This is a genomic window from Janthinobacterium saanense, from assembly GCF_014200675.1.
Taxonomy (GTDB): Bacteria; Pseudomonadota; Gammaproteobacteria; order Burkholderiales; family Burkholderiaceae_D; genus Janthinobacterium.
This window is the reverse complement of record NZ_JACHCI010000030.1, coordinates 18,540-41,721: the sequence shown is the minus strand read 5'-3', so window position 1 is coordinate 41,721 and position 23,182 is coordinate 18,540. Positions and strand designations below refer to the sequence as shown.

Below are 23,182 nucleotides of genomic sequence, written 5' to 3'. Positions count from 1 at the left end.
ACGAATTTGAAACCCGCGAAAAAACTGATGATCATGGCGGCCGGTACCGGCGGCCATATTTTCCCTGGCCTGGCGATTGCGCAGACGATGCGCGCGCGCGGCTGGGAAGTGAGCTGGCTGGGGACTACGCACGGCATGGAGCAGGAGCTGGTGCCCAAGAGCGGCATCCCGATGGATGCCATCGCCTTTTCCGGCATGCGCGGCAAGGGCCTGGTGCACACCATCCAGGGCGGCTTCAAGATGTTGGCCAGTTTCTTCGCCATCCGCCGTTTTATTTCGGCCCGCAAGCCGGACGTGGTGATGGGCATGGGCGGTTATGTGACGGTGCCGGGCGGCCTGATGGCGCGCCTGAAGGGCGTGCCGCTGGTGCTGGTGAATGCCGATGCGGCGCTGCTCTTGTCCAACAAGACGCTCGCTCCCCTGGCGCAGCGCGTATGCTTCGGCTTTCCTGCCGATTTCGGCGCTGCTGCCGGCAAGGCTGTCGTCACAGGCAATCCCGTGCGCCAGGAAATCCTCGACATGGCGCCGCCGGCCGAACGTTACGCTGGCCGCAGCGGCCCGCTGCGCATCCTGGTGGTGGGCGGCAGCCTGGGCGCCAAAGCGCTGAACGACAGCTTGCCCGCCGCGCTGGCGCTGATGCCGGAAGGCGAACGTCCGCAGGTGACGCACCAGTCGGGCAAAAAGAATATCGATGCCTTGCGCGCAGCGTATGCCGAGGCAGGCGTGAGCGCCTATGTGGTCGACTTTATCGACGACATGGCCAGGGCCTATGCCGAAGCCGATGTAGTGATTTGCCGCGCAGGCGCGATCACCCTGTCGGAATTGACGGCCGCCGGCGTGGCCAGCGTGCTGGTGCCGCTAGTGGCGTCGACCACCAGCCATCAGCGCAATAACGCCCAATGGATGGCAAAGCAGGGTGCGGCGATTCATTTGCCGCAACATGAAATGAGTGCAGCGTCGCTGAGCGCTTTGCTGGCGTCGCTGGGCCGCGACGCCTGCCAGCAGATGGCGCAGGCGGCACTGGCAGCAGGCAAGCGCGACGCCAATGCGGCGATCGCAAACGTATTGGAAAAATTGGCATGAGGTTAGCTCTGTGAAGCATAAAGTAAACAATATCCACTTTGTCGGCATCGGCGGCAGCGGCATGAGCGGCATCGCCGAAGTGCTGGTCAATCTGGGCTACAAAGTGTCGGGCTCCGACCTGGGCAGCAATGCGGCAACGCAGCGCCTGGCGAGTCTGGGCGCGACCGTCATGCTCGGTCACGCGGCAGAAAACATCGGCGACGCCGATGCGGTGGTGACGTCGGGCGCTGTCCCGCAAGACAATCCTGAAGTCGCGGCGGCGCGTGCGCGCAAGATCCCGCTGGTGCCGCGCGCCGTGATGCTCGGTGAATTGATGCGCTTGAAACGCGGTATCGCCATCGCCGGCACGCACGGTAAAACCACCACCACCAGCCTGGTCGCTTCGGTGCTGGCGCAGGGCGGGCTCGATCCCACGTTTGTGATCGGTGGCCGGTTGACCAGCGCCGGCGCGAACGCCAAGCTCGGTTCCGGCGATTACCTGGTGGCCGAAGCCGATGAATCGGATGCCTCGTTTTTGAACCTGACGCCGATGATCGAAGTCATCACGAATATCGACGCCGATCATATGGACACCTACGAGCACGATTTTGAAAAGCTCAAGCAGGCCTTCGTGCAGTTCACGCACCGTTTGCCCTTCTATGGCCGCGCCATGCTGTGCATCGATGACCCGCACGTACGCGCCATCATCCCGTTCGTGACCAAACCGGTGACCACCTACGGTTTCGCCGAAGACGCGGAAGTACGCGCCATCAATGCGCGCGCCGTGGGGCTGGAAATGCATTTCACGGTGCTGCAGCAAGGTTATCCCGAGCTCGACATCGTGCTCAACCAGCCCGGCATGCACAATGTGCAGAATGCCTGTTCGGCCGTGGCGATCGCGCGTGAAATCGGCGTTGCCGACAGCGCCACGCAACAGGGCCTGGCTGAATTCTCCGGTGTGGGCCGCCGCTTCACGCGCTATGGCGACGTGGCTTTGCCGAATGGCGGCAGCTTCGCCCTGGTGGACGATTTCGGCCACCATCCGGTGGAAACCGAAGTGACCCTGGCCGCTGCGCGCGCTGCCTATCCAGGCCGCCGCCTGGTGCTGGCTTTCCAGCCGCACCGCTACAGCCGCACGCGCGACCTGTTCGAAGATTTCGTCAAGGTGCTGGGCGCGCCCGATGTGCTGCTGCTGTCCGAGGTGTATGCGGCCGGCGAATCGCCTATCGTGGCCGCCGACGGCCGCTCGCTGGCGCATGCGCTGCGTGCGCGCGGCAAGATCGAACCGATTTTTGTCGAGTCCATGACAGATATGGCTGACACCATCATGAGTGTGGCGCGCGACGGCGATGTCGTGCTGACCATGGGCGCCGGCTCCATCAGCGGCATCCCGAACCAATTGACCAAGTACCAAACCAACACTGTAAAGGCCTGACGTGAACGCAGCTTCAGCTATCGATGTAAAACAACTGGGCAAGGTCGGCGTGCTGTTCGGCGGCCGCTCTGCCGAGCGCGAAGTGTCGCTGATGTCCGGCACCGGCGTGCTGGCCGCTTTGCTGAGCCGTGGCGTGGACGCGCATGCGTTCGACACGGGCGAGCGCAGCCTGGCCGAACTGGCCGCTGAAAAATTTGACCGCGTCTTTATCGCGCTGCACGGCCGCTACGGCGAAGACGGCAGCCTGCAGGGCGCGCTGGAACAACTGGGCATTCCCTACACGGGCAGCGGCGTGATGGCGTGCGCGGTCGGCATGGACAAGGTCTACACCAAGATGATCTGGCTGATGCACCAGTTGCCGACGCCGAAATACGCCGTGTTGAACGACAGTGCCGACCTGGCCAAAGTGGCGGCGGAACTGGGCTTGCCGCTGATCGTCAAGCCGCCGCATGAAGGGTCGAGCATCGGCATCACCACCGTCAAGCAAGCATCGGACTTCCGGGCCGCCTACGATATCGCCGCCGGTCTCGATGACTCCGTGCTGGCCGAAGAATTCATCACGGGCCGCGAATTCACGGTAGCGATCCTGGGGCAGGGCGCCACGGCACGCGCGCTGCCGCCGATTGAAATCGTCGCCCCGCAAGGCAATTACGATTACCAGAACAAGTACTTCACGGACGACACCAAGTATTTTTGCCCGCCGCAGCTGGATGCGGCGATCGTGGCCGAGATGGAGCGTATCGCGGTGGAAGCCTACCGCGCGCTCGGTTGCGAAGGCTGGGGACGGGTGGATGTCCTGATGCGCAATGCGGACAGCAAGCTGTTTCTGCTGGAAGTGAACACCTCGCCTGGCATGACCACCCATTCGCTGGTGCCGATGGCGGCGCGCGCGGTGGGCATCAGCTATGAAGACCTGTGCCTGGAAATCGTGGCGGCGGCGCGTTTGAAAATGGTCAAGGGACAGAACTGATATGTGGCATGACGCTAAAAGCCTCAATACGACAGCCAACGGCTTGCTCGCCGCGGTCCTGGTCGTGTGCGTGGCTGCCGGCGTCTGGTGGGTGTCGCAGCGCCCCATGTTCGATCTGCGCTCGGTCAAGGTGGAGAGCGTGGACGACAAGGGACTGCGCCATGTGAATTACCTGACGTTACGCAGCGGTACGCTGGGCCGCATCAAGGGCAATTTTTTCACGGCCAACCTGGAAAGCGTGCGCAGCGTGTTTGAAGCGGTGCCCTGGGTGCGCCGCGCGAGTGTACGCCGCGAATGGCCGAACCAGTTGATCGTGGCGCTGGAAGAACACGACGCACTGGGAACCTGGGGTGAAGATGGCCGTCTGCTGTCGGTCAAGGGTGATGTGTTTACGGCCAATGTGGCCGAGGCTGAGGACGACCATGTGTTGCCCGCCTTTGCAGGCCCGGACGGCAGCGAGAAAGAAGTGCTGGCCACGTATGGCGAGCTGCAGAGATGGTTTGCGCCGCTGAAGATGTCGCTCGAAGAGCTGACCTTGTCGAGCCGCTATGCGTGGACCGTCAAGCTCAGTAACGGCATGGTGGTGGCGCTGGGGCGCGAGCAGAATCATACGACCCTGAAGGAAAGGGTAGACCGCCTGGTGGGGATTTATCCGCAACTGGCGAGCAGGCTGGAAAATATCGACACCATCGATATGCGTTACCAGAATGGTCTGGCACTGAGTTCCGCCGGGCTGGTGATACCGCCGGAAGGCAAGGATGGCCGGCCCGTGATGCGCAAGAAAACCAGTAGTCCGATCAAGAAGCCGGTTTAAACAAGTAATCAATTAACTAAATTAACTAATTAATAGCCCATACCTTAGGCGACAGAAATGACAAAAGACGCGAAAAACCTGATCGTCGGTCTCGACATCGGCACCTCGAAAGTGGTGGCGGTGGTAGCCGAAGTGATGTCCGACGGGCGCCACGAAGTGATCGGGCTGGGCCAGCACGAATCGAAGGGCCTCAAAAAAGGCGTGGTGGTCAATATCGAGGCCACGGTGGAGTCCATCCAGCGCGCGCTGGAAGAGGCCGAGCTGATGGCCGACTGCAAGATCCGCAATGTGTACGCGGGTATCGCGGGCAGCCATATCCGCAGCTTCAATTCCAGCGGCATGGTGGCCATCAAGGACAAGGAAGTGACGGCGACCGATGTGGCGCGCGTCATCGAGACGGCCAAAGCGGTTAACATTCCGACCGACCAGCAATTGCTGCATACGGTGCCGCAGGAATTCATCGTCGACAGCCAGGAGGATGTGCGCGAGCCGATCGGCATGAGCGGCATCCGCCTGGAAGTGAAAGTACACATCGTCACCGGCGCCGTGTCTGCCGTGCAGAACATCGTCAAATGCGTGCGCCGCTGCGGCCTGGAAGTGTCGGACCTGATCCTGCAGCCGATGGCCTCGGCCGACGCCGTATTGACGGCCGATGAAAAAGAACTGGGCGTGGTCCTGATCGATATCGGCGGCGGCACGACCGACGTGGCGGTGTTTTCCGATGGCGCGATCCGCCATACTGCCGTCATCCCGATTGCCGGCGACCAGATCACCAACGATATCGCCATGGCCTTGCGCACGCCGACCGCAGAAGCGGAAGAAATCAAGATGCGTTATGGCGTTGCCAAGCAGGTGCTGGCCGACCCGGGCGAATCGCTGGAAGTGCCGGGCCTGGGTGACCGCGGCCCGCGCAACCTGTCGCGCCAGGCGCTGGCGGCAGTGATCGAACCGCGTGTCGAGGAGCTGTTCGCGATGGTGCATCAGGTGGTGCGCGAATCGGGGTATGAGGGTGTGCTCTCGTCGGGCATCGTGCTGACCGGCGGCACGTCCATCATGCCGGGCATGGTTGAAATGGCGGAAGACATCTTTTTGAAACCGGCGCGCCTGGGCACGCCGGAGTATCGCGGCCAGCTGGCCGACGTGGTGCGCAGCCCGCGCTACGCCACCGTGCTGGGTTTGTTGTTGGAAGCGAAAAAGCAGTACCTGCGCGGTCACATCGTGACGCGTCAGGACGGCTCGGTGAAGGCAGTCTGGCAGCGCATGAAGGAATGGTTTTTAGGGAATTTTTAAGGGCGTGTTTTTTGCCCGGCAGGACAGGTTTTTTGGTAGCAACGCAGGTACACATACATACATTTTATTTTAAATTTAACCGCAGTTTTCAATCTCCAGTTCTCCTACCACTATGAGGCCTGGCGCTTGGAAACCGCATTCTGATAGGAGCACATCATGGAGTTCGATATGGTCGATAACACAGCTTTAGGTACCGTCATCAAGGTCGTTGGCGTCGGCGGTGCGGGTGGCAATGCAGTCCAACACATGATTAACAAAGGCATGTCGGGCGTGGAGTTCATTGCCGCCAATACCGACGCACAGGCTCTGTCGACATCGAAGGCCCATAACATCATCCAGATCGGCGATACCGGCCTGGGTGCAGGGATGAAGCCTGCTGTCGGCCGCCAGCTGGCCGAGGAATCGCGCACGCGCATCGCCGATTCGCTGCGCGGCGCGCACATGGTCTTCATCGCGGCCGGCATGGGCGGCGGCACCGGTACGGGCGCGGCGCCTATCGTGGCGGAAGTCGCCAAGGAACTGGGCGCGCTGACGGTGGCGGTGGTCTCCAAGCCATTCTCGTACGAAGGCCAGAAGTGCATGGACATCGCCGACGAAGGCCTGGAGCAGCTCTCCTTGCACGTCGATTCGCTGATCATCATCCTCAATGAAAAACTGGAAGAGATCTACGAAGATGAAAGCATGCTGGAATGGATGCAGCACGCCGACGATGTGCTCAACAACGCGGTGGCGGGTATCGCTGAAATAATCAATGTCCCAGGCCATATCAACGTCGACTTCAATGACGTGAAAACCATCATGGGCGAGCAGGGCAAGGCCATGATGGGTACGGCAACGGCGTCGGGCGTGGACCGCGCGCGCATCGCTGCCGAACAGGCAGTCGCTTCGCCTCTGCTGGACGGCATTGATTTGTCCGGCGCGCGCGGCGTGCTGGTCAACGTCACTGCCAGCCGTGGCCTGAAGGGCAAGGAAATCAAGGAAGTCATGGCTGCCGTGCGCGCCTTTGCCGCTCCGGACGCGTCGATCGCGCAAGGTATCGCCTACGACGACGCCATGGGCGACGATATCCGCGTCACCGTGGTGGCTACTGGCCTGGGCCGTGCCAAGAAAAACATCCAGCTGGTACCGCAGCAAGTGCTGCGCACCGGTACGCACAACAGCCCTTTGAGCCCATCGGCAGCACTGGGTGGCGCGCAAACCGTGGCCACTTCGGTGGGTGCGGCAACGCCAGCGGCTGGCTTTGATGGCATGAAGGCGCCGGCAGTCTGGCGCCGTGAATCGGCCTCGGAGCAAGTGCGTGCGATGGAAAAAAATGGCATGGAAACGTATGACATTCCAGCGTTCTTGCGCAAGCAGGCAGACTGATTGCCTGATGAGGTGATCTGATGCAGCAAGACTAGCGGCGGCCTTCGGGCCGCCGTTTTTTTGGCCTGATTTTCGTATTTGTGGTTTTGGCTATTTTCTGCACAAAGATGGCAAGTCAGGCATACTATTGCGCAGTGCTGGCATTGCGCCGGCAACACCCTCTTCACGCGTGTCCGTGCATTGCACGGGCGCGCTTCCATGAACCTCGACTTACAGGAGTCAACATGACCATCAAAATTGGCGATACCCTGCCAGAAGGCACCCTGGCTGAATTTATCGAAAACGAAACCGAAGGCTGCGCGCTGGGCCCGAACACGTTTAACGTGCAAGACTTGGTCAAAGGCAAGAAGATCGCCATCTTCGGCCTGCCAGGCGCTTACACCCCAACCTGCTCCGCACAACACGTGCCAGGCTATGTGCAGCACGCTGCCGACCTGAAAGCCAAAGGCGTCGATGAAATCTGGTGCATCTCCGTCAACGATGCGTTCGTGATGGGCGCCTGGGGCCGCGATCAGAAAGCCACCGGCGTGGTACGCATGATGGCCGACGGCAACGCTTCCTACAGCAAGGCCCTGGGCCTGGACGCAGATTTCAGCAAGCACGGCATGGGCACGCGCTCGCAGCGCTACTCGCTGCTGGTCGACAATGGCGTCGTGACGCAATTGAACATCGAGCAAGGCGGCAAGTTTGAAGTATCGAACGCGGAAACCCTGCTGGGCCAACTGGCTTAAGCGTTTTTTCTTCGTATGAAAAACGGCACCTTTCGGTGCCGTTTTTTTTATTGCACTTGCGGCTTGGTCGCCTCGAACATGGCCGCATCGATGCTGAACGAGTAATCGTCCTGCAGCGCAAAATAGCGGCGCGCTTCTTCGGGGGCCGCGTCGAACAGGTTGCGGATGGCCGCCACGCGGTCAAGCGGCGTGCGCATGCGGGCGACCCAGTCGTCAAAGCGCATGGTCAGTTTCCACACGCTGCGCAACTGGTGGATAAAACCGGCATTGTCGAACTTGGCGCCCCATTCGCAGCAGCGGTAGTCGCGCACGTGCGAGCCGTCGCGCAGCAATTCCACCGCTTGCAAAGTCGTGTCGTACAAGGCGGTTTTCGGCGCCACGATATCGATCACCAGCAAGCTGCCGTTCGGGCGCAGCACGCGCCAGGCTTCGGCCAGCGCGCCCGCCACATCATTCCAGTGGTGGGCGGAAAAGCGCGTGACCACCATGTCGAAGCTGGCGTCGGCAAAGGGCAGGCTGGCCACGTCGCCCTGTTGCGTGCTGATGTTGTGCAGGCCACGCTGCACCTTGGCATGCTCGACCACGTCCAGCATTTGCGGCGCCAGGTCGTACGCCACTACCGATGTCGCCACGGGGGCGATGGCAAAACTGGCGTGGCCGGCGCCGCAACCCAGGTCGAGTACCTGCGGCTTGCCATGGCGGCGCGCACATTCCTGCATCAGCACCAGGTCGGCGCCTTGCGCGTGCACCGCGCTGCTCAGATAGGCGTTGGCGGTCTGGCCAAATTGTTCGGCGACGACATCGTGCTGCTGCATGGGTTTCTCCTGTTGATGAATGAGTTCATGCAGAATAGAAGCATTTTTATCCTGTAACAAGACAAGAACTTATACTGGTATAACTACTACCATGCAAAAAATGAGAGACCATCATGTCAAGCAAACTGGCTGAATTCATCCGTGCCCGACGCGAGGCCGTCACGCCCGCCATGGCCGGTTTGCCCGGTGGTGGACGGCGCCGTACGCCGGGCTTGCGCCGCGAAGAACTGGCCCAGCTGTGCGAGGTCAGTCCCACCTGGCTGACGTGGCTGGAACAGGGCCGGCCCGTGTCGGCTTCAGCCAAGATGCTGGCGCGCCTGGCGCAGGTGCTGCAGCTGAGCGTGGCCGAGCGCGCCTATCTGTTTGAAGTGGCCGACAAGGCTGACCCGCACCATGGGGACGGCGAGGGCGATGGCGCGGCCGCCACTGAGTTGGCCGCCATCGTGGCCGCCATCGATGCTCCTGCCTATATCCTGGACCGGGCATGGAATGCCGTGGCCTGGAATACGCAGGCGGCCAGCCTGTTTTCTCCCTGGCTGCACACAGAGGCGGTGGCGCCCAACCAGCTGCGCTTCATGTTCCTGGAGCCAGGCGCGCGCACCTTGGTGGACGACTGGCCCGAGCGCGCGCGGCGGCTGGTGGCCGAGTTCCGCGCCGATATCGGCCGCCATGCGGACCAGGCGCCGCTGGCCGGCCTGATCGCCGAGCTGTCGCAAGCAAGCAGCGAATTTCGCCAGTGGTGGCAAACCCAGCAGGTGCAAGGGCGCGATGGCGGCCTGCGCCGTTTCCAGCATCCGCAGCAAGGGCCGCTGGCCTTTCACCAGGTGACCTTGCATCTGGCGCGCCAGCATGAACTGAAGCTGGTGATGCTGCTGCCGGTGCATTAAAGGGATTGCTATAATGACAGTGACCGCACGGCAATCCGCTGGCGTGTCCTGGCTCCGGTCGTCGCCATGATGACGATCCCAGTAACTCGCCAGGAGTTTTTCTGACTTCCCGCTCTCAAAATCTGCGCAGCGTCTATGCGATGCTGACGGCCGCCGGCATGTTTTCCCTGATGGATACAGCCATGAAGCTGCTATCCGAACATTATCCCGCGATGCAGGTGACGGCCTTGCGCGCGCTGTCGTCCTTGCCGCTGGTCTGCCTGTATTTGCTGTACCGCGGCGCGTTCAAAAACGTGCTGAAGGTGCGCTGGCCGCTGCACTTGCTGCGCGGCGCGCTGGGCGTGGCCATGATTACGCTGTTTGCGTTTGGCTTGAAGCGCATGTCGCTGGCCGAGGCGTATTCTTTGTTCTTTATTGCACCGATGCTGATTACGGCCCTGTCGGTTTTTATCCTGAAGGAAAGAGTGGACCTGGCGCGCTGGTGCGCGATTGCCATCGGCATGGGCGGCGTGCTGGTGGTGCTGCGCCCTGACGGCGGCGAATTCTTTTCGCTGGCCGGCCTGGCTGTGCTGGGCGCAGCCAGCTGTTATGCCGTGTCGGCGATTACGGGCCGTATTCTCAGCCGCACGGACGCCAGTGAAAGCATGGTGTTCTGGCTGATGGTCATGATGGCCATCGGTGGCGTAGTGTTGTCGGCGCATGAGTGGGTGGCCATCCGCCGCGAAGACTGGCTGCTGTTGCTGGGGCTATCGGTCAGCGGTTTCCTGGGGCAACTGGCGATCACGGAAGCATTTCGCATCGGCAAGGCGTCCAGCGTGGCGCCGTTCGAATACTCGGCCCTGGCCTGGGGCATGGGCCTAGACTGGTTGCTGTGGCGCACCTTGCCTGATGAATACACGCTGGTCGGCGCCGCCATCATTATCGGTAGCGGTATCTATCTGGTGCGGCGGGAAGCAGTGCATGCGGAAAGCGAACATCCCTGAACCGCGAGTGTGGCTTTTTTGGCGTGCATTATCCCGCGCCGCAACGATAATCCGGCAAATCGCTATAATCGAGGGATGTTAAAACAACGCACTATCAAACAATTGGTCCGCACCATCGGTGTCGGTTTGCACTCCGGCACCAAGGTGGAACTGACCTTGCGCCCGGCCGCCATCGGCACGGGCATCGTGTTTCGCCGCATCGATCTCGATCCCGTGGTGGAGTTTCCCGCCAGCGCGATGGCTGTCGGCGATACCCGCATGGCTTCCGTGCTGATCAAGGATGGCGCCCGTGTATCGACCGTGGAACACCTGATGTCGGCCGCTGCCGGCCTGGGCATCGACAATATGCTGATCGACGTGAATGCGGAAGAAATTCCCATCATGGACGGTTCCGCTTCTTCCTTCGTGTACTTGTTGCAACAAGCTGGCGTGGAAGAGCAGGCGGCGGCGAAGAAATTCATCAAGGTCATCAAGCCGGTGGAAGTACGCCAGGGCAAGGGCGACGCCGAGAAATGGGCCCGTTTGACGCCGTATGATGGTTTCAAGCTCGATTTCTTCATCGAATTCAATCACCCGGCTGTCGATGGCACCATGCAGCGCGCTTCCGTCGATTTTGGCGACGTGTCGTATATCCACGATGTGGCGCGTGCGCGCACTTTCGGCTTCATGCAGGATGTGGAAAGCTTGCGCGGCATGGGCCTGGCCCGTGGCGGTTCGCTGGAAAACGCCATCGTGATGGATGAATACCGCATCCTCAATGCCGATGGCTTGCGTTATGAAGACGAGTTCGTGCGCCACAAGATACTCGACGCCATCGGCGACCTGTATCTGGTGGGCCATCCGCTGCTGGCGTATTACACGGCGCATAAATCAGGCCATGCGCTCAATAATCTGCTGCTGCTGGCGCTGCTGGAACAGCCCGATTCTTATGAAGTCGTCTCGTTTGCCACCAATGAGGAAGCGCCACAGTCGTATCTACGTCAGATGGAACGCGAGTGGTCGCTGACCTGATTTAATCCTTCGGTTCGCGGTGGCGCAATACCATATTGCGCAGCGCCGCGATCAGTTGCTCATTCTGTTTCGACGCGGGCAGGGCTGTGCTCAGGTCTTCCAGCGCCGACATGGCTTTTTCCGGCAAGACCAGTGCCCGCGTATGCACGATGGGCGCGATGCTCTTGATGACTTGCACTTTCAGCTTGATGCCTGAAATTTGCCAGCCCTTTTTTTCCAGTTCCGTCTGCAGTTTCGGCAGTTGCTGCTTGAGCTTGGCCGCCAGCGCCGCATTGGGCGTGGCCAGCACCAGTTGTCCGCCCTCGAATTGCAGAATGTCGCAATGCTCGAACATCACCGGCAAGGCCTTGGCGCAATCTTTTTGCAGGGCGGCCAGACGCGTGACGGTGGGCATCAATGCCGCCATCGTGGCATTGCCGCGCAAAAAGTCGGTGGCGCCCGTGACGGCCGGGCCCGAGCGGGCAAAGCCGTAGCTGCGGCGCGGGGCCGGAGAGTAAGTGGGAGTTCGCATGGCCGAAACATAGCATACTGGCTTGCGCATGGCGAGCACCACGGTGGTGCAGCGGCGGGTGCGCAGTGCCGGCGCATTTCCTTACAGTATGGAAAATGTCCGTATTTTCCCGTAGTTGTTTGTCTTTACGCTATTGTTATATGGTGCATTACCCCAACCTTGGCGGGAACGCATGATAAAATCATCGTCTTTTGCCATAGTCGAACTCCGTGCGGTCACGCGATTGTTACCTCGCTGTCAGCTACCGAGCTTTTTTTAACGGCGTTTTTTCAAGAATTCAAGCATGTCATTACTGACCCAGATTTTCGGTAGCCGCAACCAGCGGCTGCTCAAGCAATACCAAAAAACGGTACGCGAGATCAATGCGCTCGAGCCGGTCATCGAAAAGCTGTCGGATGCCGAGCTGCAAGCGAAGACGCCAGCCTTCAAGGAACGCATCGCCGCTGGCGAATCGCTCGATACCTTGTTGCCTGAAGCGTTCGCCGTCTGCCGCGAAGCCTCCAAGCGCGTCTTGCGCATGCGCCACTTTGATGTACAGATGATAGGCGGTATGGTCTTGCACTACGGCAAGATCGCGGAAATGGGTACCGGCGAGGGCAAGACCCTGATGGCAACCCTGCCAGCCTACCTGAACGCGCTGTCCGGCAAGGGCGTGCATATCGTGACCGTCAATGATTATCTGGCACAGCGCGATGCGGAAACCATGGGCCGCCTATATGCGTGGCTGGGCCTGTCGACCGGCGTGAACATGTCGCAAATGGAGCACAGCGCCAAGCAGCAGGCGTACAACTCCGACATCACCTATGGCACCAACAATGAATTCGGTTTCGATTTCTTGCGTGACAATATGGTCTACGAAGCGCGCGACCGCGTGCAGCGTGTCCTGAACTTCGGCATCGTCGATGAAGTCGATTCGATCCTGATCGATGAAGCCCGTACGCCTTTGATCATTTCTGGCCAGGCCGAGAACCATACGGACCTGTACCACAAGATCAATGAAGTGCCTGGCCTGCTGACCCTGCAAATCGGCGAAGAAACGCCGGACGGCAAGGGCAAGGTCGAGGTGCCAGGCGATTACACCAAGGATGAAAAAGCGCACCAGGTGCTGCTGACCGAAGCCGGTCACGAAAAAGCCGAAGGCATCATGATGCAAATGGGCTTGCTGCCCGAAGGCGCGTCGTTGTACGACTCGGCCAACATCACGCTGGTGCACCATCTGTACGCCGCCCTGCGCGCACACGCGCTGTACTTCAAGGATCAGCACTATGTGGTGCAGAACAATGAAGTGGTGATCGTCGATGAATTCACGGGCCGTCTGATGACGGGCCGCCGCTGGTCCGATGGCTTGCACCAGGCTGTCGAAGCGAAAGAGGGCGTGAAGATCCAGAACGAGAACCAGACTCTGGCCTCGATCACCTTCCAGAACTACTTCCGCATGTACGCCAAGCTGGCCGGCATGACCGGTACGGCCGATACCGAAGCCTACGAATTCCAGGAAATCTACGGCCTGGAAACGGTCGTGATTCCGCAAAACCGTCCATTGCAGCGCAAGGACCGCCAGGATCAGGTCTACAAGTCGTCGGCGGAAAAATACAATGCGATGGTGATCGATATCCGCGATTGCTACGAGCGCGGCCAGCCTGTGCTGGTGGGTACCACCTCGATCGAAAACTCGGAACTGTTGTCGAGCATCCTGGAAAAGGCCAAGCTGCCGCACAATGTGCTGAACGCGAAACAGCATGCACGCGAAGCAGAAATCATTGCCCAGGCAGGCCGGCCGAAAGCCATCACCATTGCTACCAACATGGCCGGTCGCGGTACCGACATCGTGTTGGGCGGTAACGTGGAAAACCAGATCAAGTTCATCGAAGCGAATGCTGAACTGAGCGACGGCGACAAGTCTTCCCAGTCGCAAAAGCTGCGCGATGAATGGCAGTCCTTGCATGACCACGTGGTCGAGGCAGGCGGCTTGCACATCATCGGCACCGAGCGCCACGAATCGCGCCGCGTCGACAACCAGCTGCGTGGCCGTGCCGGCCGCCAGGGCGATCCGGGTTCGTCCCGCTTCTACCTGTCGCTGGACGACGCACTGCTGCGCATCTTCGCCGGCGACCGCGTGCGCGCGGTGATGGACCGTTTGAAAATGCCGGAAGGCGAACCGATTGAAGCGGGCATCGTGTCGCGCTCGATCGAATCGGCCCAGCGCAAGGTGGAAGCACGCAACTTCGACATCCGCAAGCAATTGCTGGAATACGATGACGTCGCCAACGACCAGCGCAAAGTGATTTACCAGCAGCGTAACGAGCTGCTGGAAACCACCGATATCTCGGAAATGATCGCTTCCCTGCGCCACGGCGTGTTCACCGACCTGGTACATGGCTATGTGCCGCCTGAATCGGTGGAAGAGCAGTGGGATATCAAGGGCCTGGAAAAAGTGCTGGTTGGCGAATGGCTGATCGAGATGCCATTGCAAGCGATGCTGGAAGCCGATCCGACCCTGAACGATGAAGAGATCGTTGAAAAAGTGCTGGTCGCTGCCGATGCGGTGTACCAGTCGAAGATCGATATCGTCGGCAAGGAATCGTTTGGCGGCTTCGAGCGCAATGTCATGCTGCAAAGCGTGGACAGCCACTGGCGTGAACATCTGGCGGCGCTGGACCACCTGCGCCAGGGTATCCATCTGCGCGGTTACGCGCAAAAGAACCCGAAACAGGAATACAAGCGCGAAGCGTTTGAACTGTTTGGCCAGATGCTCGACATGATCAAGAACGACGTCACCAAGCACGTGATGACGGTACGTATCCAGTCGCGCGAAGAAGTCGATGCAGCCGAACAGGCGATGCAGCAGTCGCACGTGGAAAACGTGCACTACCAGCACGCTGAATTCGACCCGAACGCAGCGCCGGAAGAACTGCTGGCGCCGACCGCCGGCGGTAATCAGGATGTGGACGACCTGAGCTTGAGCATGGGCGTCAAAGTGGGCCGTAACGATCCTTGCCCTTGCGGCAGCGGCAAGAAGTACAAGGCCTGCCACGGCAAGCTGGCTTAAGAGAAAAACGGAGACTGCGGTCTCCGTTTTTTTATGCCTGTCGATTTTGTGACTCACACTGCGAAGGCGCTACAATAGCGCTTCCATTTTCCCTAGCAGAAGAACTCATATGGCCGTCAATTCTCCCAAGCCCGTCGCCTTCGACTTGAAAGCCGTCGCCGGCATTGAAATCGGTGTAGCCGAAGCAGGCATCAAGAAACCGAACCGCAAGGATTTGCTGGTATTGAAACTGGCGCCGACGGCCACCGTCGCTGGCGTGTTCACCCTGAACCGCTTCTGCGCCGCACCGGTGCAGGTGGCCAAAGCCAATCTGGCGGCCGTGACCCAGGGCGCCGCGCCGATCCGCGCGCTGCTGGTCAACACGGGCAATGCCAATGCGGGCACGGGTGCATCGGGCCTGGCCGCCGCGCAGGAGAGCTGCGCCGCGCTGGCCGAGCTGCTGGGCTGCACGCCGCAACAGATTTTACCGTTTTCCACCGGCGTGATCCTGGAACCGCTGCCGGTGCCGCGCCTGGTTGCCGGCTTGCCGCAAGCCGTCTCTGCGCTGACGACGGATAACTGGTTCTCGGCCGCCGAAGCCATCATGACCACCGACACGCAGCCGAAAGCCGGTTCGCGCACGGTCACCATCGCCGGCCATACCGTCACCCTGACGGGTATCAGCAAGGGCGCCGGCATGATCAAGCCGAATATGGCCACCATGCTGGGCTTTTTGGCGTTTGACGCCACCGTGGCCCAGAGCGTGCTGGACCAGCTGGTCAAACAGGCGGCCGACCAATCGTTCAACTGCATCACCATCGATGGCGACACCTCGACCAACGATTCCTTCATGCTGATCGCCACCGGCGCCGGCAGCCTGAAAATTGATAGTGTCGATACGCCTGAATACGCGGCCCTGGCCGCCGCCGTGACCGAGCTGTCGACGTTCCTGGCGCAAGCCATCGTGCGCGACGGCGAAGGCGCGACCAAGTTCATGACCGTGACCGTGGAAGACGGCCGCAACGTGGAAGAGTGCCGCAAGATCGCTTATTCGATCGCCCATTCGCCACTGGTAAAAACGGCTTTCTTTGCTTCCGACCCTAACCTGGGCCGCATCCTGGCCGCCATCGGCTATGCCGGTGTGGACGACCTGGAAGTGGAAAAGCTGAACCTGTACCTGGACGATGTGTGGGTGGCCAAGGATGGCGGCCGCAACCCGGACTACAAGGAGCAGGATGGCCAGCGCGTGATGCAGCAAAGCGAAATCACCATCCGCGTGAAACTGGCGCGCGGCGAGGCGCAAGCGACCTTGTGGACTTGCGATTTGTCGCATGACTACGTGTCGATCAACGCCGACTACCGCTCATGAGCAACCTCGATCAATTCCTGCTGCGTGCCGAAGCCTTGCTGGCGCGCGTGGAAGCGATCTTGCCGCAGGCGGCGCCTGCGCCAGACTGGAGCAGCTTTGCGTTCCGCTGGCGCCGCCGCCAGGGTGCGGCCAGCCATTTGCAGGCCGTCGCCCACGTGTCGTCCATCGCGCTTGATGATTTGCACAATATCGGCACGCAAAAAGCGCAGATCGAGCAAAACACGCGCCAGTTCGTCGCTGGCCGCCCGGCCAACAATGTGTTGCTGACGGGCGCGCGCGGCACCGGCAAATCGTCCCTGATCAAGGCTTGTCTGAACCAGTTCGCCAGCCAGGGCTTGCGCCTGATCGAGGTGGACAAGGCTGACCTGGCCGACTTGCCCGACATCGTCGACCTGGTGGCGGCGCGCGCCGAGCGCTTCATCATCTTCTGCGACGACCTGTCGTTTGAAGAAGGCGAGAGCGGCTACAAGGCGCTGAAAGTAGCGCTCGACGGCAGCATCGCCGCGCAATCGGACAATGTGCTGATCTACGCGACCTCGAACCGGCGCCATCTGATGCCGGAACGCATGTCCGACAATAGCAGCTACAAGACGGACGACGATGGCGATCTGCATCCGGGCGAAACGGTGGAAGAGAAAATCTCGCTGTCCGAACGCTTCGGCTTGTGGCTGTCGTTCTACCCGTTCAAGCAGGATGATTATCTCGATATCGTGGCGCACTGGCTGGCGTCGTTCGGCTGTACGGCTGAACAAGTTGCCCAGGCGCGTGGCGATGCCCTGCGCTGGGCCTTGCAGCGCGGCTCGCGTTCGGGCCGGGTTGCCTGGCAATTTGCGCGCGATTACGCGGGAAAGTTGCCGCAATGAACGATAAAACCATCAAACCGATCGACGTGGCCGTCGGCATCCTGATGAAGCCGAATGGCGATGTGCTGCTGGGCCAGCGTCCGGCCGGCAAGCCGTATGACGGCTATTGGGAATTTCCCGGTGGCAAGGTCGAGCCCTGTGAAAGCATACTCGACGCCTTGAAACGCGAGTTTGTCGAAGAGCTGGGCTTGCATATCGACAGCGCCGAAGCCTGGTGCGGCGTGGAATATGTGTATCCACATGCGCACGTGCGCCTGCATTTCTACATCAGCCGCGACTGGCGCGGCGAGCCGCAAAGCCTGGAAGGGCAGGCGTTTGCCTGGCAGGGCACAGTCGGTGTGGAACCCTTGCTGCCAGCCACGATACCCTTGCTGGAATGGCTGGACGAGGTACGCCGCACAACGCTGTAATGCAGTCCTGACGCCGTTTTAACGCATTGCAAACGGAAGTCGATCACTATAGAATGAGATTGATTCTCATTTATAGCCGATAGATCGACTTCCATCGTGACCCCATCGTGACCATTTCCAGCGCCATACGGCCAGAGTCCATCGGCACTCTGTATGCCGACCACCATCCCTGGCTGCGCGCGTGGTTGCGCAAGAAACTCGGCTGCATCGATCAGGCTGCCGACCTGGCGCAAGACACGTTCTTGCGCGTCTTGTCATCGCAGCAAGCATTACCGGCACTCAATGAGCCGCGCGCCTTTTTGACCACCATCGCCCAGCGCGTGCTATCGAATCACTGGCGGCGCCAGAAGCTGGAGCAGGCGTATCTGGACGCCTTGATGCTGGCCCCGCCGCACTTTGAACTATCTCCCGAAGAACGCAGCATCTTGCTCGAAGCGCTGATCGAACTCGATCAGGTGCTCAATGGCTTGCCGCTGCTGGTGAAACGGGCCTTTTTGCTGACCCAGCTCGATGGCCTGGGCCATGCCGAGACGGCGGAGCTGCTGGGTATTTCCGTGCGCACCGTCAAGCGCCATATCGTCAAGGCCGGCTTGCAATGTTATTTCGGCACGACCGCCATGGACCTGGTCTGATGGTTGCGGCAACGGGTCAGGCACCGATTCCGCAGGCGGTAGCCCAGCGGGCGCTGGAATGGCTGGTCGACTTGCAAAGCACGCCGCGTCCGCCCAAGGCGCTGGAACATTTCCAGCGCTGGCGCACGCAGCATCCCGATCATGAACGGGCCTGGCAACGCATCGAAGCGTTCAATGGGCAGTTGCAGGATTTGTCCTCGCCCGTGCATTCGGCGATTACCCACGCTACCCTGACGCGTCCCGCTACGCCCAAAAGGCGCCAGGCCGTCAAGACCCTGGCCGTGCTGATCTTCGCCGGTAGCGCAGGCTGGGTGGCGCAGGAACAAACACCGTGGCGGCGCTGGTCGGCCGACTACCGCACCGCCGTGGGCGAGCGGCGCAGCGTGGTGCTGGCCGATGGCACGCAAATGATCTTGAACACCAATAGCGCCGTGAATCTCCATTTCGATGCCGAACGGCGATTGGTCGAGTTGATTGCCGGCGAAATCCTGGTCACCACCGCCAAGGATCAGCAAAACACCGCGCGGCCCTTCCTGGTGCAAACCCGGCATGGCCGGGCGCGGGCGCTCGGTACGCGTTTCAGCGTGCAGCAATTGGGTGACGCGAGCTGCGTCAAGGTCTTGCATAGCGCGGTAGAAATTGCGCCTGTCTCAGGAGCACCCACTTTGATTCTGCACGCGGGCCAGCAAGCCAGTTTTACGGCGTCAAGCATCTTGCCGGTATTGCCTGTCCTCGAAGGCAGCACGGCCTGGACCGACGGTTTTATCGTCGCACTGGGCTTGCGCCTGGATGACTTCCTGGCAGATGTCGGCAGATATTGCTCTTACGCCCTCAGTTGCGATCCTGCCGTTGCCGGGCGCCGCGTGTCCGGCTCCTATGCCTTGGCCGACATCGACACATTGCTCGATACCGTCAGCGTCATGCTGCACCTGGAACAGGAAATCGTGAGCCGTTTCTGGGGCCGGCAAGTGACGGGCATCCGTTTGCGCCCGCGTACCAGCATAAGTTAAGCAGACCAGACACGCGTTCAGTTTTTTTCAAAAAAATGCCGCCGAGGTGGCCCTTTTGGATTTCTCGCGGGACATGGCAGGTAAGCACTCCCTTATTTCCATGCTGAGAACCCCACGAAAGGTCGAACATGAGTCACCCTAGCGCGCCACGGCGCCCGTCCCAACAATTGCTGGTCCGCAAGGTACTGGCATCTGCCATCAGCCGTTTCAGCGCTGGCACCTTGACCGCTGTCACGCTGCTGGCCTTGCCGCAAGTGGTGCTGGCGCAAGCGGCGCCGCAGCGCCACTACACCATTCCTGCCGGCAGCATGGAAAGCGTCTTGAGCCGTTTCGGCCAAGAAGCGGGTATTACCTTGTCGTTTGCGCCAGAAATGACGGCCGGTTTGCGCAGCAACGGCTTGCAGGGTGGCTATTCGATCAATAGCGGACTGGAAACCTTGTTGGCGGGCAGCGGTTTACAAGCAAACGTGCAAGCCAATGGCAGTTATCTGCTTAGAAAAGTGGCGGCCAGTACCAGCAACGGCAACGCGGCGGGGCCAGAGAAAACCTTGCCTGGCATTACGGTCAATGCCTATGCGGAGCGCGAAACGGCCACCGGCCCGGCGGCCGGTTACGTGGCCCGGCGCAGCGCCACCGCCACCAAGACCGACAGTTCACTGCTGGAAACGCCGCAATCGATTTCGGTGGTTACGCGCGAACAGATGGATGGACAAAACGTGCAAAGCGTGCCGCAGGCGCTGCGCTACACGCCAGGTGTGGTGTCGGAGCAGCGCGGCGTCAATACCGATTCGCTGGAATATATCTATGCGCGTGGTTTCCAGATCGATGAATACTGGAATGGTTTGCGCCTGCCCGACAACGGTTTCAATATCACCAGCATGGACCCGTATATGTTCGAACGGGTGGAATTGCTGCGTGGCCCAGCCTCGGTACTGTATGGACAAACATCGCCCGGTGGCTTGCTGAGCCTGGTAAGCAAGCGCCCGACGGCAGCTCCCTTGCACGAAATCATGTTGCAGACGGGTAGCCACGGCCGCAAGCAGGCGGCTGTCGATGTCGGCGGTCCGCTGGACGAGGCCGGCAAGTTTTCCTACCGTTTGACCGCCGATACCTTCGATACGGGCACGCAAACCGATTTCGTGCGCGAACAGCGGACCGCCATCGCTGCCGCCCTGACCTGGCGGCCAGACAGCGATACGCATCTGACGGCCTTCCTCAATTATCAACAAGATCCGCAAGCCGGCGTCTACAATTTCGTGCCGGCGGCCGGTACGGTCTTGCCGGGCAAAGTGACGGTGCCGCGTAACTTCTTTGTGGGCGATCCTGATGACAACTCCTATAAAAAGGAACAGGAATCGATAGGCTACGAATTCGAACACAAGCTCAATGCAACGTGGACTTTCCGCCAAAACCTGCGCGTGCTGCGCAACAGCTTGCACATCCGCATGCTCGACGCCAGCTACGGCTTGAATCCCGATGGTCTGTCGATAGGACGGGAAGCCTACCGCCATGACGGCAGCGTCAATACGGTGGCGGCCGATAATCAGCTGCAAGCGAGTTTCGAGACGGGCGCCGTGCGGCATACGGCGATTGTTGGTCTCGATTACCAGCGCGTGCATTACGACCACAAATACATAGGCCAGGGAGATGCGCTGGCGCCGTCCATCAGTATCGCCCATCCCGTGTATGGCCAGCCCATAGCCGAGCCTGATTTCATGTACGGTAGTTCCACCGACGATGTTTCCAGGCAACTGGGCGTCTATGCGCAAGACCAGATCCGCTGGCAGCGCTGGGCTTTCCTGCTGGGCGGACGGCAAGATCAGGTCAGTAGCAGCTCGCTGGCTTATACCAGCGGCAAGACCAGCAGCCAGGACAACCATGCATTTACCTGGCGCACGGGCGCCGTCTACCTGTTCGACAATGGTGTCTCGCCCTACGTCAGCTATGCGACGTCCTTCCAGCCCGCCATCGGCACGGATGCTTCCGGCAATATTTTCAAGCCGACGGAAGGCAAGCAATATGAAGCCGGCCTGAAGTACCAGCCGCCCGGCTCCGACAGTTCGGTCACGGCCGCCGTGTTTGACTTGACGCAAACCAATGTGCTGACCAATGATCCGAACAAGCTGGGTTTCAAGATACAGACGGGCGAAGTCCATTCCCGGGGCCTGGAACTCGAGGCGCGCACCAATCTGACGGCCAATCTGCAAGGTATTGCCAGCTATACCTATACCGATTTGAAAAATACCCGCAGCAATACGAATAACCTGGACAAGGTGCCGGCTGGCATTCCGCGCAGCATGGCGGGAGTCTGGCTGAACTATGATTTCACGGCCGCAGCGCTGGCCGGCTTGCAGCTGGGCGGTGGCGTGCGTTACTCGGGCAGCAGCTATGGCGACAGCATCAATTCCTTCAAGGTGCCGGGTGTTACCTTGCTGGACGTGTCGCTGCGCTACGATCTGGCGCATTTGTCGCCAGGCTGGCAAGGCTGGAGCGCGACCTTGAGCGCGAGCAACCTGAGTAACAAAAACTTCATTGCCAGCTGTTCCAGCAGCGCCACCTGCATCTTTGGCATGGAACGCTCGATACTGGCCAATCTGAAATACAAATGGTAGGCGTGGTGCATAGGACAATGACATGAGCCGCTTGCACGCCTGGGGCCTGGTGCACCGCTGGAGCAGCTTGCTGTGCTCGCTGTTCCTGCTGCTGGTCTGTGTCACGGGATTGCCCCTGATTTTTTCAGAGGAAATAGCGCAGTGGCTGGACCAGGGGCCGCCGTACGCGGTGCTGCCGGCCAACACACCCTTGGCCAGCATCGACGGCTTGATCGCGGAAAGCCGCCGGCGTTATCCGGCGGACGTGATCTTGTCCGCCTTCATGGACGATGCGGAACCGCAAGTGCGGGTGCGTTTGGCGCCGTCGTATCAACTGGCGGTCGACGCGCCGCAGCGCATCCATGCTTTGAAGTTCGATGCGCGCACCGGTGTGCTGCTGGAAGACTCGCTGCATAGCAAGCCAAGGGACAGTTTCAAGCTCATGCTGTTCGTGCGGCGCTTGCATACCGACCTGTTTGCGGGGCTGACTGGAGAATTGCTGTTCGCTGCCATGGCGCTGCTGTTTCTGGCGGCGATAGTGTCCGGTGTCGTGCTGTATGGCCCCTTCATGAAAAAGCTGGCCTTCGGCACTATCCGCAGTGGCCGCTCGGCGCGGGTGAAATGGCTGGATATGCATAATTTGCTGGGCATCACGACGGTGGCCTGGGCTGGGCTGGTGGGGGCGACGGGCGCGCTCAATGAACTGACGACACCCTTGTTTGCCCTGTGGCAGCAGCAAGACATGGAAGCGATGCTGCAACGGTGGCAAGGCAAGCCTGCTCTGGCGCCGGGCGCGCTGTATTCGCTCGATGCGGCTTTCGACAAGGCCCGCAAGGCGCTGCCGGACATGCGCGTCGTCAGCGTTGAATATCCGGGCAATCTGTTTGCCACGCCCTACCATTATCTGATCTGGGCCAAGGGCAAGACGCCGCTGACGTCGCGGCTGTTCAGTCCGGTGATGATCGATGCGCGTACGGGGGAGTTGACGGCGAAAGTGCGGATGCCGTGGTATTTGCGCGCGCTGGAACTGGCGCGGCCTTTGCATTTTGGCGATTATGGCGGCTTGCCGCTGAAGCTACTGTGGGCGGTGTTCGACCTGATCACGATTGTCGTGCTGGGCAGCGGCGTGTATCTGTGGCTGGTTCGCAGCAAGGCGGTGCGGTCCCGTTTGTCCTTGCAGACGGGCCCTTGAGACTATTCCTTCAAGCCATCTTCATCCAGTGGGTCGTCCAGCGGATTGGTGGCTGGTATCGTGTATTTTTCTTCGGCCCAGGCGCCCAGATCGATCTGTTTGCAACGCTCCGAGCAGAAGGGGCGGAATTTATTGGCTTCCGTCCATTCGACTTTGGCGGCGCAGGTAGGGCAATTAACGGTAGTCATAAGTGCAGCAATTGGTAATGTATAA

Annotated in this window: 21 protein-coding genes; 18 read left to right on the top strand and 3 right to left on the bottom strand. The window is 60.4% G+C overall.

The genetic code is table 11. The annotated features are described in order from the left end of the window. Positions 1-27 precede the first annotated feature (27 nt). The 7 genes from murG (at position 28) to HDE72_RS26205 (ending at position 7,667) form a co-directional block, all read left to right on the top strand. A complete protein-coding gene (gene murG / locus HDE72_RS26235) occupies positions 28-1,083 on the top strand; it encodes an undecaprenyldiphospho-muramoylpentapeptide beta-N-acetylglucosaminyltransferase (protein ID WP_183748267.1) in 1,056 nt (351 codons plus the stop codon). Positions 1,084-1,093: 10 nt separating this feature from the next. Continuing rightward, positions 1,094-2,497 (top strand): UDP-N-acetylmuramate--L-alanine ligase, encoded by a 1,404-nt coding sequence (gene murC, locus HDE72_RS26230; RefSeq protein WP_183748246.1) that lies wholly within the window; start codon positions 1,094-1,096, stop codon positions 2,495-2,497. A gap of 1 nt (position 2,498) precedes the next feature. Continuing rightward, positions 2,499-3,467 (top strand): D-alanine--D-alanine ligase, encoded by a 969-nt coding sequence (locus HDE72_RS26225; RefSeq protein ID WP_183748244.1) that lies wholly within the window; start codon positions 2,499-2,501, stop codon positions 3,465-3,467. Position 3,468: 1 nt separating this feature from the next. Then, entirely contained in the window at positions 3,469-4,281 is an 813-nt protein-coding gene (locus HDE72_RS26220; protein ID WP_183748242.1) for a cell division protein FtsQ/DivIB, read from the top strand. A 57-nt stretch (positions 4,282-4,338) separates the two neighbouring features. Further along, the gene (gene ftsA, locus HDE72_RS26215; protein WP_183679971.1) at positions 4,339-5,571 is read left to right on the top strand and encodes a cell division protein FtsA; all 1,233 of its coding nucleotides are present in this window, start codon (positions 4,339-4,341) and stop codon (positions 5,569-5,571) included. Positions 5,572-5,727: 156 nt separating this feature from the next. Continuing rightward, the gene (gene ftsZ, locus HDE72_RS26210; RefSeq protein WP_183748240.1) at positions 5,728-6,936 is read left to right on the top strand and encodes a cell division protein FtsZ; all 1,209 of its coding nucleotides are present in this window, start codon (positions 5,728-5,730) and stop codon (positions 6,934-6,936) included. A 224-nt stretch (positions 6,937-7,160) separates the two neighbouring features. Then, positions 7,161-7,667 (top strand): peroxiredoxin, encoded by a 507-nt coding sequence (locus tag HDE72_RS26205; RefSeq protein WP_183748237.1) that lies wholly within the window; start codon positions 7,161-7,163, stop codon positions 7,665-7,667. A 47-nt stretch (positions 7,668-7,714) separates the two neighbouring features. On the opposite strand, the gene HDE72_RS26200 is transcribed toward HDE72_RS26205, so the two are convergent. Continuing rightward, the gene (locus HDE72_RS26200; protein ID WP_183748235.1) at positions 7,715-8,482 is read right to left on the bottom strand and encodes a class I SAM-dependent methyltransferase; all 768 of its coding nucleotides are present in this window, start codon (positions 8,480-8,482) and stop codon (positions 7,715-7,717) included. A gap of 113 nt (positions 8,483-8,595) precedes the next feature. Here HDE72_RS26200 and HDE72_RS26195 point away from each other — a divergent pair, with 113 nt between their 5' ends. From HDE72_RS26195 to lpxC, 3 genes are all read left to right on the top strand, one after another. Beyond that, positions 8,596-9,369 (top strand): helix-turn-helix transcriptional regulator, encoded by a 774-nt coding sequence (locus tag HDE72_RS26195; RefSeq protein WP_183748233.1) that lies wholly within the window; start codon positions 8,596-8,598, stop codon positions 9,367-9,369. 140 nt (positions 9,370-9,509) lie between these two features. Beyond that, on the top strand, positions 9,510-10,352 hold the full coding sequence (locus HDE72_RS26190) for a DMT family transporter (protein WP_183748230.1): 843 nt from the start codon (positions 9,510-9,512) through the stop codon (positions 10,350-10,352). A gap of 75 nt (positions 10,353-10,427) precedes the next feature. Next, positions 10,428-11,363 (top strand): UDP-3-O-acyl-N-acetylglucosamine deacetylase, encoded by a 936-nt coding sequence (gene lpxC, locus HDE72_RS26185; protein WP_183748228.1) that lies wholly within the window; start codon positions 10,428-10,430, stop codon positions 11,361-11,363. A 1-nt stretch (position 11,364) separates the two neighbouring features. Here the strand turns inward: lpxC and HDE72_RS26180 are convergent, their stop codons facing one another. After that, positions 11,365-11,874 carry a DciA family protein gene (locus tag HDE72_RS26180; protein WP_183748226.1) on the bottom strand — a complete coding sequence of 170 codons (510 nt, stop codon included), beginning with the start codon at positions 11,872-11,874 and terminating at the stop codon, positions 11,365-11,367. Between the two features lie 283 nt (positions 11,875-12,157). Between HDE72_RS26180 and secA the strand changes: the two genes are divergently transcribed. The 8 genes from secA to HDE72_RS26140 all read left to right on the top strand — a co-directional run bounded on the left by secA (position 12,158) and on the right by HDE72_RS26140 (position 22,969). Continuing rightward, the gene (gene secA / locus HDE72_RS26175; RefSeq protein WP_183748224.1) at positions 12,158-14,923 is read left to right on the top strand and encodes a preprotein translocase subunit SecA; all 2,766 of its coding nucleotides are present in this window, start codon (positions 12,158-12,160) and stop codon (positions 14,921-14,923) included. Between the two features lie 109 nt (positions 14,924-15,032). Then, positions 15,033-16,271 carry a bifunctional glutamate N-acetyltransferase/amino-acid acetyltransferase ArgJ gene (gene argJ, locus HDE72_RS26170; RefSeq protein WP_183748215.1) on the top strand — a complete coding sequence of 413 codons (1,239 nt, stop codon included), beginning with the start codon at positions 15,033-15,035 and terminating at the stop codon, positions 16,269-16,271. Beyond that, positions 16,268-17,134 (top strand): ATP-binding protein, encoded by an 867-nt coding sequence (locus HDE72_RS26165; protein WP_183748213.1) that lies wholly within the window; start codon positions 16,268-16,270, stop codon positions 17,132-17,134. Before argJ ends, HDE72_RS26165 begins: the two co-directional genes overlap by 4 nt. Next, the gene (locus HDE72_RS26160; protein WP_183748211.1) at positions 17,131-17,544 is read left to right on the top strand and encodes an NUDIX domain-containing protein; all 414 of its coding nucleotides are present in this window, start codon (positions 17,131-17,133) and stop codon (positions 17,542-17,544) included. Before HDE72_RS26165 ends, HDE72_RS26160 begins: the two co-directional genes overlap by 4 nt. Before the next feature lie 107 nt (positions 17,545-17,651). Beyond that, entirely contained in the window at positions 17,652-18,176 is a 525-nt protein-coding gene (locus HDE72_RS26155) for a sigma-70 family RNA polymerase sigma factor (RefSeq protein WP_311735290.1), read from the top strand. Then, the gene (locus HDE72_RS26150; RefSeq protein WP_183748209.1) at positions 18,176-19,186 is read left to right on the top strand and encodes a FecR domain-containing protein; all 1,011 of its coding nucleotides are present in this window, start codon (positions 18,176-18,178) and stop codon (positions 19,184-19,186) included. The genes HDE72_RS26155 and HDE72_RS26150 overlap by 1 nt, the downstream gene beginning before the upstream one ends. A gap of 128 nt (positions 19,187-19,314) precedes the next feature. After that, a complete protein-coding gene (locus tag HDE72_RS26145) occupies positions 19,315-21,798 on the top strand; it encodes a TonB-dependent siderophore receptor (RefSeq protein ID WP_183748207.1) in 2,484 nt (827 codons plus the stop codon). Between the two features lie 22 nt (positions 21,799-21,820). Next, positions 21,821-22,969 carry a PepSY-associated TM helix domain-containing protein gene (locus tag HDE72_RS26140; protein WP_183748205.1) on the top strand — a complete coding sequence of 383 codons (1,149 nt, stop codon included), beginning with the start codon at positions 21,821-21,823 and terminating at the stop codon, positions 22,967-22,969. Between the two features lie 2 nt (positions 22,970-22,971). Here HDE72_RS26140 and yacG read toward each other — a convergent pair whose 3' ends face one another. Then, a complete protein-coding gene (gene yacG / locus HDE72_RS26135) occupies positions 22,972-23,157 on the bottom strand; it encodes a DNA gyrase inhibitor YacG (RefSeq protein WP_183748203.1) in 186 nt (61 codons plus the stop codon). Between the last annotated feature and the right edge of the window lie 25 nt (positions 23,158-23,182).